At 45.3% G+C, this 16,923-nt stretch carries 13 protein-coding genes and 1 pseudogene; 11 read left to right on the top strand and 3 right to left on the bottom strand.

Annotation, left to right across the window (positions count from 1 at the left end; genetic code table 11):
• Positions 1–82: 82 nt before the first annotated feature.
• Positions 83–850 (bottom strand): annotated as a pseudogene (gene proC / locus QOS07_RS02285) (pyrroline-5-carboxylate reductase).
• A gap of 382 nt (positions 851–1,232) precedes the next feature.
• On the opposite strand from proC, the gene QOS07_RS02280 reads away from it, so the two are divergent.
• Positions 1,233–2,018: a carbon-nitrogen family hydrolase gene (locus tag QOS07_RS02280; RefSeq protein ID WP_283587387.1), complete on the top strand. Its 786-nt coding sequence runs from the start codon at positions 1,233–1,235 to the stop codon at positions 2,016–2,018.
• A gap of 24 nt (positions 2,019–2,042) precedes the next feature.
• Positions 2,043–3,218: a pyridoxal phosphate-dependent aminotransferase gene (locus tag QOS07_RS02275; RefSeq protein WP_283587386.1), complete on the top strand. Its 1,176-nt coding sequence runs from the start codon at positions 2,043–2,045 to the stop codon at positions 3,216–3,218.
• 53 nt (positions 3,219–3,271) lie between these two features.
• Here QOS07_RS02275 and QOS07_RS02270 read toward each other — a convergent pair whose 3' ends face one another.
• On the bottom strand, positions 3,272–5,215 hold the full coding sequence (locus tag QOS07_RS02270; RefSeq protein ID WP_283587385.1) for an ABC-F family ATP-binding cassette domain-containing protein: 1,944 nt from the start codon (positions 5,213–5,215) through the stop codon (positions 3,272–3,274).
• A gap of 226 nt (positions 5,216–5,441) precedes the next feature.
• Between QOS07_RS02270 and QOS07_RS02265 the strand changes: the two genes are divergently transcribed.
• The 5 genes from QOS07_RS02265 to QOS07_RS02245 all read left to right on the top strand — a co-directional run bounded on the left by QOS07_RS02265 (position 5,442) and on the right by QOS07_RS02245 (position 10,867).
• Positions 5,442–6,083, top strand: a complete 642-nt coding sequence (locus tag QOS07_RS02265; RefSeq protein ID WP_283587384.1) for a redox-sensing transcriptional repressor Rex — start codon at positions 5,442–5,444, stop codon at positions 6,081–6,083.
• 303 nt (positions 6,084–6,386) lie between these two features.
• On the top strand, positions 6,387–6,671 hold the full coding sequence (groES, locus tag QOS07_RS02260; protein WP_265891344.1) for a co-chaperone GroES: 285 nt from the start codon (positions 6,387–6,389) through the stop codon (positions 6,669–6,671).
• Between the two features lie 58 nt (positions 6,672–6,729).
• Complete coding sequence (groL, locus tag QOS07_RS02255; protein WP_283587383.1) at positions 6,730–8,352, top strand: chaperonin GroEL; 1,623 nt, start codon at positions 6,730–6,732, stop codon at positions 8,350–8,352.
• A 403-nt stretch (positions 8,353–8,755) separates the two neighbouring features.
• The gene (locus QOS07_RS02250; protein ID WP_283587382.1) at positions 8,756–10,594 is read left to right on the top strand and encodes an APC family permease; all 1,839 of its coding nucleotides are present in this window, start codon (positions 8,756–8,758) and stop codon (positions 10,592–10,594) included.
• A 12-nt stretch (positions 10,595–10,606) separates the two neighbouring features.
• Positions 10,607–10,867: a hypothetical protein gene (locus QOS07_RS02245; RefSeq protein ID WP_283587381.1), complete on the top strand. Its 261-nt coding sequence runs from the start codon at positions 10,607–10,609 to the stop codon at positions 10,865–10,867.
• Between the two features lie 66 nt (positions 10,868–10,933).
• On the opposite strand, the gene QOS07_RS02240 is transcribed toward QOS07_RS02245, so the two are convergent.
• Positions 10,934–11,578 (bottom strand): YigZ family protein, encoded by a 645-nt coding sequence (locus QOS07_RS02240; RefSeq protein WP_283587380.1) that lies wholly within the window; start codon positions 11,576–11,578, stop codon positions 10,934–10,936.
• A gap of 62 nt (positions 11,579–11,640) precedes the next feature.
• Between QOS07_RS02240 and QOS07_RS02235 the strand changes: the two genes are divergently transcribed.
• The 4 genes from QOS07_RS02235 to secA all read left to right on the top strand — a co-directional run bounded on the left by QOS07_RS02235 (position 11,641) and on the right by secA (position 16,849).
• On the top strand, positions 11,641–12,972 hold the full coding sequence (locus tag QOS07_RS02235; RefSeq protein WP_283587424.1) for a DEAD/DEAH box helicase: 1,332 nt from the start codon (positions 11,641–11,643) through the stop codon (positions 12,970–12,972).
• Positions 12,953–13,630: a ComF family protein gene (locus tag QOS07_RS02230; RefSeq protein WP_283587379.1), complete on the top strand. Its 678-nt coding sequence runs from the start codon at positions 12,953–12,955 to the stop codon at positions 13,628–13,630. Before QOS07_RS02235 ends, QOS07_RS02230 begins: the two co-directional genes overlap by 20 nt.
• A gap of 132 nt (positions 13,631–13,762) precedes the next feature.
• Positions 13,763–14,302, top strand: a complete 540-nt coding sequence (gene hpf / locus QOS07_RS02225) for a ribosome hibernation-promoting factor, HPF/YfiA family (RefSeq protein WP_283587378.1) — start codon at positions 13,763–13,765, stop codon at positions 14,300–14,302.
• Between the two features lie 183 nt (positions 14,303–14,485).
• Complete coding sequence (gene secA / locus QOS07_RS02220) at positions 14,486–16,849, top strand: preprotein translocase subunit SecA (protein ID WP_283587377.1); 2,364 nt, start codon at positions 14,486–14,488, stop codon at positions 16,847–16,849.
• Positions 16,850–16,923: the final 74 nt, after the last annotated feature.

Raw genomic sequence — 16,923 nt, 5'->3', positions numbered from 1 at the left:
TCCAGGCTCTCTTGTTTTTTCGTATATTTCACAATAATCGATTCCGCATGGAAAACATCGCTGGCTAGTTATTTGTCAGAATTTAGTGGTTAGCTTTATTAACGGCATCAATGACCGCGTAACGGAAGCCGGCCTTTTCTAGTGCTTCTACACCACGGATCGTTGTTCCACCAGGTGAAGTGACCTGGTCACGGAGTTGGGCGGGAGTTAACTTACTGTGGTAAGCAAGGGCCCCGCTCCCTTTGACCATGCTGGCGATTAATTGGTAAGCGGTTTGCCGGTCTAAACCATACTTAACCGCTGCATCACCGAGAGCATCCATAAAGACATCGACAAAGGCGGGACCACAACCGCCAACGACACCAACAATACCTAGTTGGGATTCAGGGACGGTAATCACGTCGCCAAGTTGGCTTAAAACATGGTTGATTTTATCATAGGCTGGTGCGGGGGTATTCTCACTGAGTGCTAAGCCGATTGTTCCAGCATTAACGGCAACGGGAGTATTGGGAATGATTGCCGCAACTGGGTTGTCCGGAAAGAGTTAGCTGATTTCAGCAATGCGGATACCTGCGGCGGCTGAAATAATAACCGTTTTCTTTCCTAGACCCTGGAGTTTCTTAAGAACAGAAAGGGTAACTGGTGCTGGAGTGGTTAGTACTACCACGTCTGGCTTTTGACTGACTACTTCTTCACCACTGTGGTAGAGCGCAAAACCGGCTTTCTTTGCTAGTTTACTGACTCGTGGATTAACCGGGTTCATTCCTGCTACTTCGTCATTGCCCCGATTAAGCAGCCCCTTTATAATTGCCGACCCCATGTTACCAACACCAATTACCGTAATTTTCATCATTCAGTACCTCCTTAAACATCTCAATTCTACACTAAAAAGCTGGCGGTTAAAATCATTAGAATAATTTGACAATAAATTAAAATTAAATTAGAATACATGCAATGATAATTTAATCGCGTAACGGGTGAGTACCTAGTAGTTGTACATTTAAGAGAGTTTTTGGTTGGTGAGAAAAAACTGTCAGCCCAGGGAAGATGGCCTGTTAATAGCTTGCGGGTGAGCCAGTAAATGGTAAGCCCGTGACGGTTTAGTCCCGTTAGCAACTTGGAGTTTTAAACTTGTTGAGGCGGTCACTGCGAAGTGGCAGTAAATTAAGGTGGTAAAACGGGGAACCTCGTCCTTTATGGGCGGGGTTTTAATTTTAAATGAGGTGATAGTTGTGAAAATTAGAGTCGCACTTGCACAATTTGATGTTCAATATGCTGATCCGGCAGCAAATCGGCAGCGGGTAACCGAGTTAACTAAGGAGGCAGCGGCCGGCAATGCCGATGTCGTCGTCTTTCCAGAGATGTGGAATACGGGATATGCACTAGGTAAGTTAGCAGATTTAGCTGATGACCGTGGCAAGTCAACTCAGGAGCTGTTTTACCAATTAGCCCGCCAATACCAGGTAGGAATTGTTGGCGGGTCAGTAGCAGTAAAAGAGGATGGCAAGTTCTACAACCGAACCCTCGTTGTTGACCCCGTGGGACAGATTGTTGGCCAGTATGACAAGGTCCACCTTTTCCGCTTAATGAATGAGCATCGGTACTTGACGGCGGGGAACCAGCAAAACTACTTTCGGCTAGCAGGGGTGCCCGGGGCAAGCTTTATTTGCTACGACCTTCGTTTCCCAGAATGGGTACGGACCGTTGCCATGCACGGGGCCGCGGTATTGTATTTTCCTGCTGAATGGCCTGCGGAACGGATACCACAGTGGGAAATTATGCTAAAAGCCCGGGCCGTTGAAAACCAATGCTTTGTGGTGGCAGTTAACCGGGTGGGGGATGATCCGGATAACCACTTTAACGGTCATTCATTAGCAATCGACCCGCTGGGAAACGTCATCGCTGATGCTGTTGAAAAGGATGGGGTTACTTTTGCGACCCTTGACCTGGACCAATTAAATAAGGTGCGGGGACCAATTCCAGTATTTGCGGACCGGCGGCCAAAGTTGTACCAATAAGAATCAGGAGAGAAGGAAAGTTAAATGGAATTTCAACAGTCAAAATTACTCGATACTTTACCTAAACAATTCTTTGCTAGCCTGGTGGCGAAGGTTAACCAAAAAATAGCCTCCGGGGTTGATGTGATTAACTTGGGGCAGGGGAACCCGGACAAGCCAACACCAGATTACATTGTTAAAGCAACGCAAAAGTGGGTGGCAGATCCCAAAACCCATAAATATTCGCCATTCCAGGGGTTGCCGGCCTTTAAAAAAGCAGCTGCCAACTTTTATGCCGAAAAGTATGGTGCCCACTTTGATCCTGAACAGGAAGTAGCAATTCTGGGTGGGTCAAAAATTGGCCTGGTTGAGCTGCCATGGGCATTGATGAACCCGGGTGATACTTACCTGCTACCGGACCCAGGCTACCCTGATTACTTTTCCGGCGCTGCGCTAGGCGAAGTAAACTTTGAAACGGTACCGTTATTAGCGGAGAATAATTTCTTACCGGATTTAAAGGCAATCCCGGAAGAAGTTGCCCGGCGCGCTAAGTTTTTCTATTTAAACTATCCAAATAACCCCACTGGTGCGGTGGCAACTAAGGAGTTTTATACCGAACTAGTTGCCTGGGCTAAGAAATACCATGTTGGAATTATTAGTGACTTTGCTTACGGTGCGCTTGGCTTTGATGGGGAAGAGCCACTCAGCTTTATGCAAACTCCCGGAGCAAAGGAGGTTGGAATCGAATTTTACACCTTCTCTAAGACCTTTAATATGGCCGGCTGGCGGGTCGCATTTGCGGTTGGAAATAAGGATATTATTGGTGCACTGAATTTAATTCAAGACCACTTATTTGTCAGCCTATTTCCTGCTTTACAGTATGCAGCGATTGATGCTTTGACTGACCCTCAACGGGATGGTGAAATCAAAAAGATTGTTAGTCGTTATGAGAAACGACGGAATGCATTCGTCAGTGCCGCTGAAAAAATTGGCTGGCATGCCTTTGTGCCAAAGGGGACCTTTTATGCGTGGATGCCAGTACCAAAAGGGTATACTAGTGAATCATTTGCAGACTTGTTACTTGATAAAGCAGGCGTTGCCGTAGCTCCTGGCGCGGGCTTTGGGAAACATGGCGAGGGTTACGTACGGATTGGCCTGTTGATTGCACCAGCACGGCTGGAAGAAGCGGTTGAACGGATCGGAAAACTCGATTTATTTTAAAAATGGGCTAAGAGTTCCGCAACAACTCCCCTTTAATTTTCAGTATCCAATTTTTATTGGTTTTCTTGGTCAAAGTTTTCCAGTTTTTCGGCAGCGTCGGTCCACTCTAGCTCGACTTCTTCAGATTTTTCCTTCAGCCCGTCGAGTTTCTTTTGGAGGTCGGTCAACTTACCGATATCCGTAGCAACTGTCGGCTGACTCATTTCTTCTTCAATTGCGGCCTGCTGTTCTTCTAATTCACCCATTTCTTTTTCTAGGCTATCAACAGCGCGCTGCAATTTCCGCCGGGCACGTTGTTGTTCCTTGCTTTGTTGGTAGGATTTCTTACCTTGTGAAATTGGTGCCTTAGTAGCAGTAGTAACCGTGGCAGTTGAATTTTCTGAACTGGTGGCAGTGGTTGCGGCAAGGTAATCATCATAATCACCCTCGTAATGCTTAATGCCATCCTTGTGCATATCCAAAATATCCGTGGCAACCTGGTTAATAAAGTAGCGGTCGTGAGAGACGAAGAGGACGGTTCCCGTAAATTCATTAATGGCGCTTTCCAAAACCTCACGACTATCAATGTCCAAGTGGTTAGTCGGTTCATCAAGGATAAGGAAGTTAATCGGCTTAAAGGAAAGTTTGGTTAATTCTAGGCGTGCCTTTTCACCACCAGATAATTCGTGAACGACCTTGTATACGTCATCACCAACGAACAAGAAGGAACCAAGCAATGACCGGATGTCTTTTTCAGGTACTTCCGGGTGGTCATCCCACACTTCATCAAGGACGGTTTTATCCGGGTGTAATTGTTGCTGTTCCTGGTCATAGTAGCCAATTTCCAGGTTTGCGCCAAGCTTGATGGTCCCACTAATTGCTGGAATCCGGTGCAGCAATGTCTTTAAGAGTGTTGATTTACCAATCCCGTTCGGGCCAATAATCCCGATTCGTTGTGGCTTGCGAACTGCAAATGAAAGTGGTCCGGCAAGAATTTGATCATCATAGCCGACTTTAAGCTGGTCAACATCAAGGACTTCGTTTCCGCTGTCCTTATCGCTGTGAAAGTGGAAGTGGATCGACTGGTTATCGGTGGTTGGCCGTTCCAACTTATCCATTTTTGCCAGTTGCTTTCGCCGTGCCTGGGCCTGCTTGGTTGTCGATGCACGGACGATGTTGCGGTTAACAAAATCTTCCAGCTTGGCAATCTTCTTTTGCTGCTGGTCGTAATGCTTCCATTCGGCCTTTAGCCGTTCCTGCTTGTGCTGGACGAACTGGGTGTAGTTGCCCGTATAGTGGCGCAGAGTGCGGTTATCTAAGTCGTAAACATCCTTAACAACGTGGTCAAGGAAGTAACGGTCGTGGGAGACAACTAGTAATGCACCTGAATAACTCTTTAAATAGTCTTCTAGCCAGGCCAATACATTCATGTCTAGGTGGTTGGTCGGTTCGTCAAGGATCAGCAAGTTTGGCGCTTGTAAAAGGATCTTTGCCAGTGCTAGCTTAGTCTTCTGGCCACCAGAGAGGGCGTTAACCGGTGTATCGTAGTATTCTTCACCAAAGCCGAACCCAGTCAGAATCCCCCGCATGCGTGATTCGTATTCGAAACCACCACGCTTCTTAAAGTCGGTTTGGAGCCGGTCGTACTTTTTCAGAATTTGCTGATACCTATCCGTCGTTGAATCAAGCGTTGCCAACTGCTCCTCTAACTGGTGGATTTCCTTCTCCTCTTCGTGAAGAGGCGCAAAGACAGTATCCAATTCAGCCCAGATGTTATTTTGACTATCGAGCCCCTGGTCCTGGGCAAGGTAGCCGATGGAAAGATTTTTAACCTTGCTGATGGTTCCTTCATCGGGCTCGGTTATTCCGGCAATCATTTTAAGCAGGGTGGTTTTCCCGGCACCGTTACGACCAACAAGGGCGGTTCGCCCGTGGTCTTGAACTTGTAAATTTATGTTATGGAATAGTACATCAGCACCAAAGCGGCGCTCAACGTCATTTGCTTGCAAAAGAATCATTTTGAAACCTCGCTAAATCAATATTTACCTTCTAAATTATTTTAGCAGATTTCTTTCTATTTTATTAAAAAAGTGAAATTGCATTGTATAACCCTTCACAAATAATCAATAAATTGCTAGAATGAGTAGGAACTTAATTTCACAAGTGCAGCGAGCCCTGTAAAATTTGGCATAGCACTTCATGGACTGTGGGGCAAAAAATGCTGTAGAGAGACAGGGGGATAATATGACGACAAAGAAAATACCACGGGCAACTGCCCGACGGTTACCTATTTACTACCGTTATTTAACTATTTTACTAAATGCAAATAAGGAACGAGTTTCTTCAACTGAGCTGTCAGAAGCAGTTCAAGTTGATTCAGCAACCATCCGGCGTGATTTTTCCTACTTTGGTGAGCTTGGTAAGCGTGGCTATGGTTACGATGTTGCGAGCCTATTGAAGTTCTTTAAGGGAATCTTGCACCAGGATTCATTAGTCAGTGTTGCACTAGTAGGGGTCGGGAGTCTTGGTAGCGCCTTGCTTAACTTTAACTTCCACCAGGATACTAACTTGCGGATCAGTGCGGCCTTTGATACTAAGCCGGAACTAGCTAACAAGATTAAGAGCGGAATTCCGGTTTACCCGGCCACTGATATTAAGAAACAGTTGAAAGAGCAACAAATTGATATTGTTATTTTAACTGTTCCTGGTGAACATGCCCAACAGGTAGCAGATCAATTAGTTGATGCAGGCGTGCGGGGGATCTTAAACTTCTCCCCAGTTCGTTTATCAGTACCGAAGGGTGTCCAGGTTCAAAACATTGACCTGACGAATGAGCTCCAAACCTTAATCTACTTTATTAAGAACTATGCACCTAGTAAAAAGTAGTAGAGATAATTAAAGAAGTTTTCTGCGATTACTGTTTAATATTTGAAGAACAAGAGACTGGAAGAAAGCCATGCTTGGTATTTTCTTCCAGCCTTTATCTTTTTACGGTAATTACGTATTATCCAGTTGTGGCGTCGTCGATTACTTAGTGGTTTAAAAGTGGTGACAAAATAAAAGTCAAAATTAGTCAAACTTTTATATTGCTTTTTAAGGTGAAGATGGTATAGTAGTAACTGTGGTTAGCACTTAAGACGTGTGAGTGCTAAAACTAAAAATTAAGATTAACAAGATGGAGGGATTAACGTGTTAAAACCATTAGGAGACCGCGTTGTTCTTAAAGCTGAAACTGAAGAAGAAAAGACAGTTGGCGGAATTGTCCTTGCTTCCAACGTAAAGGAAAAGCCAACTACTGGTAAAGTTATTGCCGTCGGTGAGGGTCGGACCCTTGATAACGGTCAAAAGCTTACTCCAGCTGTTAAGGAAGGCGACCGGGTACTCTTTGACAAGTACGCCGGCAATGAAGTTGAATACAACGGCGAAAAGTACTTAGTTGTTCACGAAAAGGACTTAGTTGCTGTAATCGACTAATTTATTAATTACGTAAGTAAAGACGAAATTAAACTAAAATTTTTGAGGTGACAATATAATGGCAAAAGACATTAAGTTTGCTGAAGATGCTCGTAGTGCCATGCTTGCCGGTGTTGACAAGCTGGCTGACACTGTTAAGACAACCATGGGTCCAAAGGGTCGGAACGTTGTTTTAGGTCAAAAGTACGGTAACCCAACAATCACTAACGATGGTGTTACGATTGCGAAGAGTATTGACTTGGAAAACCCATTTGAAAACATGGGTGCCAAGCTGGTTGCTGAAGTAGCATCTAAGACTAACGATATTGCTGGTGATGGTACTACTACTGCTACCGTTTTAGCCCAAGCAATTGTTAACGCCGGGATGAAGAACGTTACTTCCGGTGCTAACCCAGTTGGTATCCGTCGTGGTATTGACAAGGCTACCAAGGCTGCTGTTGAAGCATTAAAGAAGATGTCACACGAAGTAAAGACGAAGAGTGATATCGCTCAAATTGCTTCTATTTCTGCTGCTAACCCAGAAGTTGGTAAGTTAATTGCCGACGCAATGGAAAAGGTTGGCCACGATGGTGTTATCACCATTGAAGACTCCCGTGGTGTTGACACTAGTGTTGACGTTGTTGAAGGGATGAGCTTCGACCGTGGTTACATGTCACAATACATGGTAACTGACAACGATAAGATGGAAGCTGACCTGGACAACCCATACATCCTGATTACCGATAAGAAGATCAGTAACATTCAAGACATCTTGCCGTTACTGCAAAGTGTTGTTCAACAAGGCCGGGCACTCTTGATCATCGCTGATGACATCACTGGTGAAGCATTGCCAACTCTTGTTTTGAACAAGATTCGTGGTACCTTCAACGTATGTGCTGTTAAGGCTCCTGGCTTTGGTGACCGTCGGAAGGCTCAATTACAAGATATCGCCGTATTGACCGGCGGAACTGTCATTTCTGATGACCTTGGCATGAACCTGAAGGACGTTACTGTTGACCAATTAGGTCAAGCTAACAAGGTAACTGTTACGAAGGACGCAACGACCATTGTTGACGGCTCTGGTGCTAAGGAAGCAATTGCTGAACGGGTTGACCAAATCAAGCAAGCAATTGCTAAGACCACTTCTGACTTTGACAAGGACAAGCTGCAAGAACGTTTGGCAAAGCTTTCTGGTGGTGTTGCCGTTGTTAAGGTTGGTGCCGCAACTGAAACCGAATTGAAGGAAAAGAAGTACCGGATTGAAGATGCCTTGAACGCTACCCGTGCTGCCGTTCAAGAAGGTTTCGTTCCTGGTGGTGGTACTGCCTTGGTAAACGTTATTCCTGCTCTTGAAAAGATTGACGCAACTGGTGACGAATTAACCGGTGTTAACATCGTTAAGGATGCTTTGGAAGCTCCTGTACGTCAAATAGCTGAAAACGCTGGTGTTGAAGGATCAGTTATTGTTAACGAATTAAAGAGTCAAAAGGAAGGCATTGGTTACAACGCTGCTGACGACAAGTTCGAAGACATGGTTGATGCCGGGATTGTTGACCCAACAATGGTAACCCGTTCTGCACTGCAAAATGCTGCTTCTGTATCAGCATTGCTGTTAACTACTGAAGCGGTTGTTGCTGACAAGCCTGAAGATGACAAGCCACAAGCACCTGCTGCTGGCCAACCAGGCCCAGCCATGATGTAATTTAGGCTTTTAACGATAAAAATAATTAACAGGGGTTGTTACAACTGCCTCTGGAGGGCCCGGGTCCAGTAAATTGCTGGATCTTGGGCCCTCTTTATATACCGTGATGTTTTACCTTTAGATGGTATTGAAAAAGTTGGTTCCTTTAAGCTGGTTAGTAATAATGGTGGTCCCTGGTGACTTAGCTGGGATTTAAAAAGTCTTTCCACCGGTTTTGTTAGTTACCCCGAAGGTAATAGCCTAACTTTATTATTAAATTTCCCGGGAAATAAAATATTTTACTGCTTTTAGCAAATTTTATTTCGCCATGCTAATTGAAAAGTAGGATAATAAGTTGTAACATTGTCCAGTCATAGAACAAAAAATAAAAAAGAATCAATTTTATTTAAGTAGGAGGATAGCTATGTGGCGTTATCTTAAACGGGTGCTGATCGGTAAGCCATTAAAGACCCTGGATGAAGGGCAGTCACACTTAACCAAGTTTAAGGCGTTGGCAATGCTCTCTTCAGACGCAATTTCATCAGTTGCATATGGCCCTGAACAGATTACCACTGTCTTGGTCACCTTATCGGCAGCGGCCCTTTGGTATTCAATTCCAATTGCGGCAATCGTTTTAATTTTACTGTTGGCAATTACCTTATCCTACCAACAAATTATTCGTGCCTACCCAAGCGGTGGTGGTGCCTACGTTGTTGCTACCCAGAACTGGGGGAGTAATGGTGGCCTTTTTGCCGGTGGTTCGCTGCTTGTTGACTACATGTTAACCGTGGCGGTTTCAACCACTTCTGGTGTTGAGGCGATTACTTCGGCTGTTCCAGCGCTGTACAGGTTCTCAATCCCCATTGCAATCATTATTGTCCTTTTAATTATGTTTATGAACCTGCGGGGAATGAGTGAGAGTGCTAATTTCTTAACAGTCCCAGTCTATTTCTTCGTAGTGATGATTTTTATCATGATTATTTGGGGAATATATAACATCATAACGGGGAATATCCATTACCAGGCTCCGGCAGACTATGGGACACCAGTTGCTGGAATGTCCTACGTCCTCTTTATCCGGGCTTTCTCGGCTGGTTCTTCCTCGCTGACTGGTGTTGAAGCGGTAAGTAATGCCGTTCCAAACTTTAACAAGCCAAAGGAGAAAAATGCGGCAACTACACTGGCAATTATGAGTGCCATCCTTGCATTCTTCTTCATCGCAATTATCTTCTTTAGCTTCTTTATCGGCGTTGTGCCAAACGGGCGGACAACGATTCTTTCGCAAATCGCTCTTAAGATTTTTGGCGGACATGGTCTCGGCTTTTACCTGTTACAACTGTCGACGGCGATGATCCTGGCGGTTGCTGCTAATACCGGTTTCTCGGCTTTCCCAATTCTTGCCTTTAACATGGCAAAGGATAAGTACATGCCACATGCCTTCATGGACCGTGGTGACCGGCTGGGATATTCAAATGGGATTATTTCACTCGCAATTGGTGCGATTATCCTAATCTTGATTTTCCATGGGCAAACTAATAACCTGATTCCACTTTATGCTGTCGGGGTTTTCGTCCCATTTACGCTTTCCCAATCAGGGATGATCATCCACTGGTTCCGGAAAAAGGAGGGACTGTGGATTGGTAAAGCCTTCATTAACTTAGTTGGTGCGGTAATTTCACTATCACTGGTTGTCTTCTTATTCTGGCAGCACTTTGGCAATGTTTGGCCATACTTGATCATCATGCCGCTCTTGCTGTACATGTTCCATAAAATTCATACCCACTACATTAAGGTTGCTGCGCAGTTACGGGTGGCTGAAAAGACGAAGGTTCAACTGCACGACTATGATGGGGCAACGGTGATTGTCCTGGTTGGTAACGTAACACGGGTAACCCGGGGAGCAATTAACTATGCACGGTCAATTGGTGATTACGTAATTGCGATGCACGTTTCCTTCGATGAAAATCCTGGCAAGGAACATAAGACGGCAAATGAATTTAAGGCGGAATATCCTGATGTACGATTTGTTGATATTCACTCATCATACCGGTCGATTGCCAAACCAACGTTGCGGTTCGTTGATGTGATTGCTAAACGGGCGGAGGCACGGAACTACTCAACAACAGTTCTGGTACCGCAGTTCATTCCAAAGCACCCGTGGCAACTGGCACTCCATAACCAGACCAGTGTTCGTCTGCGGGCAGTATTAAACTCCCGGGAAAATATTATTGTTGCAAGTTACAACTACCACTTACATGAGTAAGGTGTTTACATCGTGAAGAAAAAACAATTTTTCCTGGGACTGGCATTTGCCCTTGGCCTATTTTTCGTTGCGGGATATTCAATTGATAATCGTGGCTTCCATTCTGGAATATACGGGATTATTGGTTGCGTCTTGTTGCTAGGATCTTATTGTGGCTTTTCCTGGTCAAAGATAAAGAATGGCGACAAACATTCTCGCCACCTCGCATATTTTTTAGGTTGCCTGCTGGCATTAATTATTATTTTGGATATCGTTGAGGCAGCTCTTGCCTAAATTAAAATAGCCCGCTAGTGTTCGTCAGATAACGAATGCTAGCGGGCTATTTGTTATTAGTGCACCCTAATTATTTGTCGTAAATGGTATTTCATGGAAATGGGTTCCGGCCTTCTTAATTGTTAATTGACCGTTGAAACGAGTTGTCATTGCATTAATTTCCTTATCGGCATCTTCTTCATTTACGAAGACCGTAGTTACTACATTAACCCCGTACTGTTCACCGTCAAGTGCCAGTTGTTGTTCTTTCAGGTAGTAAAGAAAGGCGTCGTGTTGACGGTAGGAGACAGTTACTTCTAGCTTTAGTTGCTGGAGGCGTTGGATAATTCCAGCATGGTGAATTGCTTCAGTGGTGACATTGCTGTATGCCCGGATTAACCCTCCAGCACCAAGTTTGATTCCACCAAAGTAACGGGTTACGACGGCAACCACATTATGCAATTTAGCGAGTTGAAGCGACTCTAAGATGGGCACACCAGCGGTTCCACTTGGCTCACCATTGTCACTTTCACGCTGCACTTGGTCATTATCACCGACCATGTAGGCAAAGCAGTTGTGGTTTGCCTTACGGTTACTATCTTGAACCTGCTTGATAAACGCCTGTGCTTCATCCTCACTTGTTGCCCGGTGGAGTGAGCAAATAAAGCGCGACTTCTTTATTACAAGTTCAAACTGGGTTGGCTTAGCGATCATTAAAAAAGGTTGGTTCATTTTAAATTCTTCTTTCGTCAATTTACTTTTACTTTACGTAGTTATTAGGTAGAGGTGAAATGATTATGATTTCGGAATATTATGGCCGCCGGGTACTTGTCAGGCGGGATCAAGTAGCGCCAGCCGGGGTACAGGTACTGGCGACAATTAAACAGCAAACAAGTGAAATTTATTGCCTGCGTTGTGGTCAGGTCACCCCAAAGGAAAGTGCGGCCCTCCCGAATGGCGAGTTTTATTGCCCCCGTTGTATTAACCTGGGCCGGGTATCGACTCTATGCAAATTTTATCATGTTCCAGAACCAAATCAATTTGAAGTAACTTCGCCACTTTTGACCTGGTCGGGGAAATTATCGCCGCTTCAGGCTTCCGCGGCTAAGCAGGTAAAGGAAGGAATGCTTAACCATCGACGGCAACTGCTCTGGGCAGTAACCGGTGCAGGGAAGACTGAGATGATGTTTAGCGGGATTGCAGCCTGTCTTAAACGGGGCGAACGGGTAGCAATTGCTTCACCCCGGGTTGATGTCTGCTTAGAGCTGTACCCCCGCTTTAAAGCTGCATTTGCGAATACAGACATTGTATTGCTCCACGGGCGACAGGAGCTGCCTTACCATTATGCGCAATTGACGATTTGTACGACTCACCAGTTGCTGCGCTTCTACCATGCCTTTGACAACCTAGTAATCGATGAGGTTGATGCTTTCCCTTTTGCTGCTAACTCCGCACTTTTTTACGCAGCACAACAAGCAACAAAAGGGGATGGCGGACAGCTTTTCTTGACTGCAACCCCTGGCAAGTACCTGCTTAAAGAGATGCGGCAGCAGCGACTGATGGTGACCTATTTGCCACTCCGCTATCATGGGCACCTCCTGCCGGGAATTAAGCTACACCTAGCAAGAAAATGGCGAAAAAAGTTAGGAAAAGTACTTCTCCCGCCGAGTCTGGTGCGGATGATGCGGCAAACGCTTGCTGCTAACCACCGCTTCTTGTTGTTTGTGCCACATGTTGCAGACCTCCCAGTAGTGGCGCGAGCGTGCCACCATTACTTTTGTGAGGCAAAGTTCACGACCGTTCATGCTAGTGATGAAGAGCGGTTAGCGAAAGTACAAGCAATGCGGGATAATGATTATCAGTTCTTAATCACCACCTCGATATTGGAACGGGGAGTTACCTTTCCGGAAATAGATGTATTTGTTCTCGGGGCCGATGATGGTGTCTTTTCAACTGCTGCTCTTGTTCAAATTGCTGGCCGTGCTGGACGCTCACTTAGCCGTCCGGTTGGGCATGTCGGTTTTTGGGTAGCTGGTCACTCAAGAGTAGTTAATGCGGCGGTAAACCAAGTTCGGTACATGAATAACAAGGGGAGGCAGTGTCAGAATGCAATGTCTGCTTTGTAACCGTCAGTTACGATTTGAGCTAACAATCCGTGACCTGTTACTCCCAACAAAGATTGTCAAACCGCTAATCTGTGACGATTGTCAGCAAAGTTTTACCCCGCTTACTGGGCAAACAACGTGTCCCGGTTGCAGCCGTCCCCAGGAAAAAAGCGTACTTTGTTTGGAATGCAATAAGTGGCGTAATGCTTACCCGTGGCAGTTAACCCATCACGCGCTTTACCGCTACGATGACGCGATGAAAGAGTTTATCCAACGCTATAAATTCGCGGGCGATTATCGGTTACGGCAAATCTTTATTTCCGAATTTGTTTCAGCCATTAGTAAATCCCAAGTGGATATGGTGGTGCCCATCCCGGTGACGGAACAGACGATGAGAACCCGTGGCTTTAACCAGGTAGAAGGGTTAATTAGTGATTTACCGGTAAATCGCCTTTTGAAATGTCGTGATAAAGAGAAAATGGCCCAGTCAAAGAAGAACCGGCGAGAACGGTTAGCGAGCAAGCAGCCATTTATACTGACCAATGAGGCAGCAGTTCGGGGAAAGAGGATCCTGCTCGTTGATGATATTTATACTACTGGGCGAACTCTTTACCATGCGGCAGACTTACTTTATCAAGCTGGTGCTGCCACTGTTATAAGTATTTCTTTAGCTCGTTAATTTATTTTAAAGGATAGCCGAATAGATTTGTTAAAAGCTCACAAGTAAACTATAATATAAGTAGGATATGAGAAGAGTGGTCCTTCTGATATCAGATCAAGCAATTGCTTGGACTGAAAGGAGAGAAGTACAATGTTAAAGTTCAATATTCGTGGTGAAAATGTTGAAGTTACAGATGCAATTCGGGACTACGTGGTGAAGCGGATTACTAAGCTGCAAAAGTTCTTCGAAGATAGCGTCGAAGCAACTGCCCACGTGAACTTAAAGGTTTACCCAAACCGTACCTACAAAGTTGAAGTTACTATCCCGCTCCCATACCTCACTTTGCGGGCAGAAGAAACCTCAAATGATATGTATGGTAGTGTTGATTTAGTTACGGACAAGCTGGAACGGCAAATTCGTAAGTACAAGACTAAGGTTAACCGCAAGTCTCGTGAAAAGGGCTTTAAGAACCTTGAATTTGTTCCATCAGACAATGAAACTAGTGATGACGACTTAAAGATCGTTCGTACTAAGCAAGTTTCATTGAAGCCAATGGACCCTGAAGAAGCGGTACTGCAAATGGATATGCTTGGCCATGATTTCTTTGTCTTCCAAGATGCAGAAACTAATGGAACCAGCATCGTTTACCGCCGTCGTGATGGCCGTTATGGCTTAATTGAAGCGGAATAAAATCAGTCAGGAGCTGTGATTAAGTTCACAGCTCTTTTTTTATGGATTCTGCGCGGGGAGGCCTAGATAGTTTTCAATCGACTGTCAACGTGTTAAAATATTGCAGTTAAGATAAAATATAATTGGCTTGAGTAGCACCTTTTATCACTATTACTCAAGCGAGAAATTAGGAAGGACGCTTTTATGGCCAACATTTTAAGAAAATGGATTGAAAGCGATCGTCGTGAGTTACGGCGGATTAATAAAATAGCTAATAAGGTTGAAACCTATGCTAAACCAATGGAAGAATTAAGTGATGACCAGTTGAAGGCCAAGACGGATGAATTCCGTCAACGCTACCAAAAGGGTGAATCACTTGATCACATGTTACCCGAAGCATTTGCGGTTGCCCGGGAAGGTGCTAAGCGGGTCTTAGGACTTTACCCGTTCCACGTTCAGATCATGGGGGGAATTGTTCTCCATGAAGGTAACATTGCGGAAATGAAGACCGGTGAAGGGAAGACTTTAACGGCCACGATGCCAGTTTATTTGAACGCTATTTCTGGTAAGGGTGTTCACGTTATTACGGTTAACGAATACCTTTCTAAGCGTGATGCCACTGAAATGGGCCAATTGTACAACTGGTTGGGTTGCAGCGTTGGTGTTAACAACTCTGAAAAGAGTCCTGATGAAAAGCGGCAGGCTTACCAGGCGGATATCATGTATTCGACAAACAGTGAAATTGGGTTTGACTACTTGCGGGATAACATGGCGGTCTACAAGGAAGACCAAGTTCAGCGGGGGTTAAATTATGCGATTGTCGATGAAGTTGACTCGATCCTGATTGATGAAGCCCGGACGCCGCTGATTATTTCTGGACCAGGGACGGGAACATCAAAGCTTTACAAGCAGACTGACCGTTTTGTTAAGCAACTGAAGAATGAAGTTGACTATAAGGTCGACCTTGAATCCAAGACGGTTTCCTTAACTGATGAGGGAATTAAGAAGGCTGAAAAGTACTTCAACCTTAAGAACCTGTATGATCCAGAAAATACGGCATTAACGCACCACTTAGACCAAGCTCTCCGTGCTAACTACATCATGCACCTTGATAAGGACTACGTGGTTTCAGATGGGGAAGTTTTAATCGTTGACTCATTCACTGGTCGTGTTATGCAAGGTCGGCGGTTCTCTGATGGTCTTCACCAGGCAATTGAAGCCAAGGAAGGCGTTAAGATTCAGGAAGAAAACAAGACAATGGCCAACATTACCTACCAGAACTTGTTCCGGATGTACAACAAGCTGTCTGGGATGACCGGGACGGCCAAGACCGAACAAGAAGAATTTCGTGAAATTTACAACATGGAGACAATCACGATTCCGACTAACCGGCCAGTTGCCCGGAAAGATGAGCCGGACCTCTTGTACCCAACATTGCAGAGCAAGTTTGCGGCCGTTGTTAAGCGGATTAAGAGCCTGCATGCTAAGGGGCAACCAATTCTAGTTGGTACCGTGGCGGTTGAAACATCTGAATACCTGTCCCACTTGCTAGATCAAGAACACATTCCACATGTTGTCTTGAACGCGAAGAACCACGCTAAGGAAGCCGATATTATCAAGAATGCCGGACAACGTGGTGCAGTCACGATTGCCACCAACATGGCTGGTCGTGGTACTGATATTAAGCTTGGCCCTGGTGTTCGTGAACTAGGTGGCCTGGCAGTGATTGGTACGGAACGACATGAATCACGGCGGATTGATAACCAGCTTCGTGGTCGTTCCGGTCGTCAGGGTGACCCTGGTTTATCACAATTCTACTTATCGCTTGAGGATGACTTGATGAAGCGGTTCGGTGGTGAACGGATTAAGGCATTCTTGGACCGGATGAAGGTGCAAGGTGACGATGCCGTTATCAAGAGTCGGTTCTTGACGCGTCAAGTTGAATCAGCCCAAAAACGGGTTGAAGGTAACAACTACGACTCCCGGAAGAACGTCTTGCAATATGATGACGTAATGCGTGAACAACGTGAAATCATCTATAAGGAACGGCAGCAGATCATTACCGAAACCAAGTCCCTTAAGTGGGTGCTGATGCCGATCTTCAAGCGGACCATTCAACGGGAAGTTGAGCAGCACACGCTTGGTGACCAAAAGGAATGGGATTTGCAAGGAATCGTTGACTTTACTGAAGAAGTCCTAGTTAAGCCGGGAACAATTTCAGTTGCCGACCTTGATGGCAAGAGTCAGGATCAGATCGTTGATTTCCTGATGGGCTTTGCCGAAAAGGTTTACGACGAAAAGAAGCAAATCTTATCCGACCCGTCACAAATGCTTGAGTTTGAAAAGGTTGTCCTGTTGCGGGTAGTTGACTCACACTGGACGGACCACATTGACGTGATGGACCAGTTCCGTCAATCAGTTGGTCTGCGTGGTTACGGGCAATTAAACCCACTGGTTGAATACCAGACGGCTGGTTACCACATGTTTGAGCAAATGGTTGCCGACATTGAGTATGAAACAACGCGCCTCTTCATGAAGTCCGAAATTCGGCAAAATGTTACGCGGTAAAGCGAATTAAGAAATTACAATAAGGTACGGCAGTAAGGTCACCCATGACGGTACCGCTGCCGTATGTTTGTATA

It is taken from the genome of Limosilactobacillus viscerum (assembly GCF_947387525.1).
Lineage (GTDB): Bacteria > Bacillota > Bacilli > Lactobacillales > Lactobacillaceae > Limosilactobacillus > Limosilactobacillus viscerum.
Note: the sequence above shows the minus strand (reverse complement) of the source record. Positions and strands in the feature narration are given on the sequence as shown.

Excerpts from the sequence above, each read along its gene's own strand:
- QOS07_RS02250 (WP_283587382.1), top strand. The coding sequence starts at position 8,756 with ATGTGGCGTTATCTTAAACGGGTGCTGATCGGTAAGCCATTAAAGACC.
- QOS07_RS02270 (WP_283587385.1), bottom strand. The coding sequence starts at position 5,215 with ATGATTCTTTTGCAAGCAAATGACGTTGAGCGCCGCTTTGGTGCTGAT.
- QOS07_RS02230 (WP_283587379.1), top strand. The coding sequence starts at position 12,953 with ATGCAATGTCTGCTTTGTAACCGTCAGTTACGATTTGAGCTAACAATC.
- QOS07_RS02265 (WP_283587384.1), top strand. The coding sequence starts at position 5,442 with ATGACGACAAAGAAAATACCACGGGCAACTGCCCGACGGTTACCTATT.
- QOS07_RS02275 (WP_283587386.1), top strand. The coding sequence starts at position 2,043 with ATGGAATTTCAACAGTCAAAATTACTCGATACTTTACCTAAACAATTC.
- secA (WP_283587377.1), top strand. The coding sequence starts at position 14,486 with ATGGCCAACATTTTAAGAAAATGGATTGAAAGCGATCGTCGTGAGTTA.
- QOS07_RS02240 (WP_283587380.1), bottom strand. The coding sequence starts at position 11,578 with ATGAACCAACCTTTTTTAATGATCGCTAAGCCAACCCAGTTTGAACTT.
- groL (WP_283587383.1), top strand. The coding sequence starts at position 6,730 with ATGGCAAAAGACATTAAGTTTGCTGAAGATGCTCGTAGTGCCATGCTT.
- hpf (WP_283587378.1), top strand. The coding sequence starts at position 13,763 with ATGTTAAAGTTCAATATTCGTGGTGAAAATGTTGAAGTTACAGATGCA.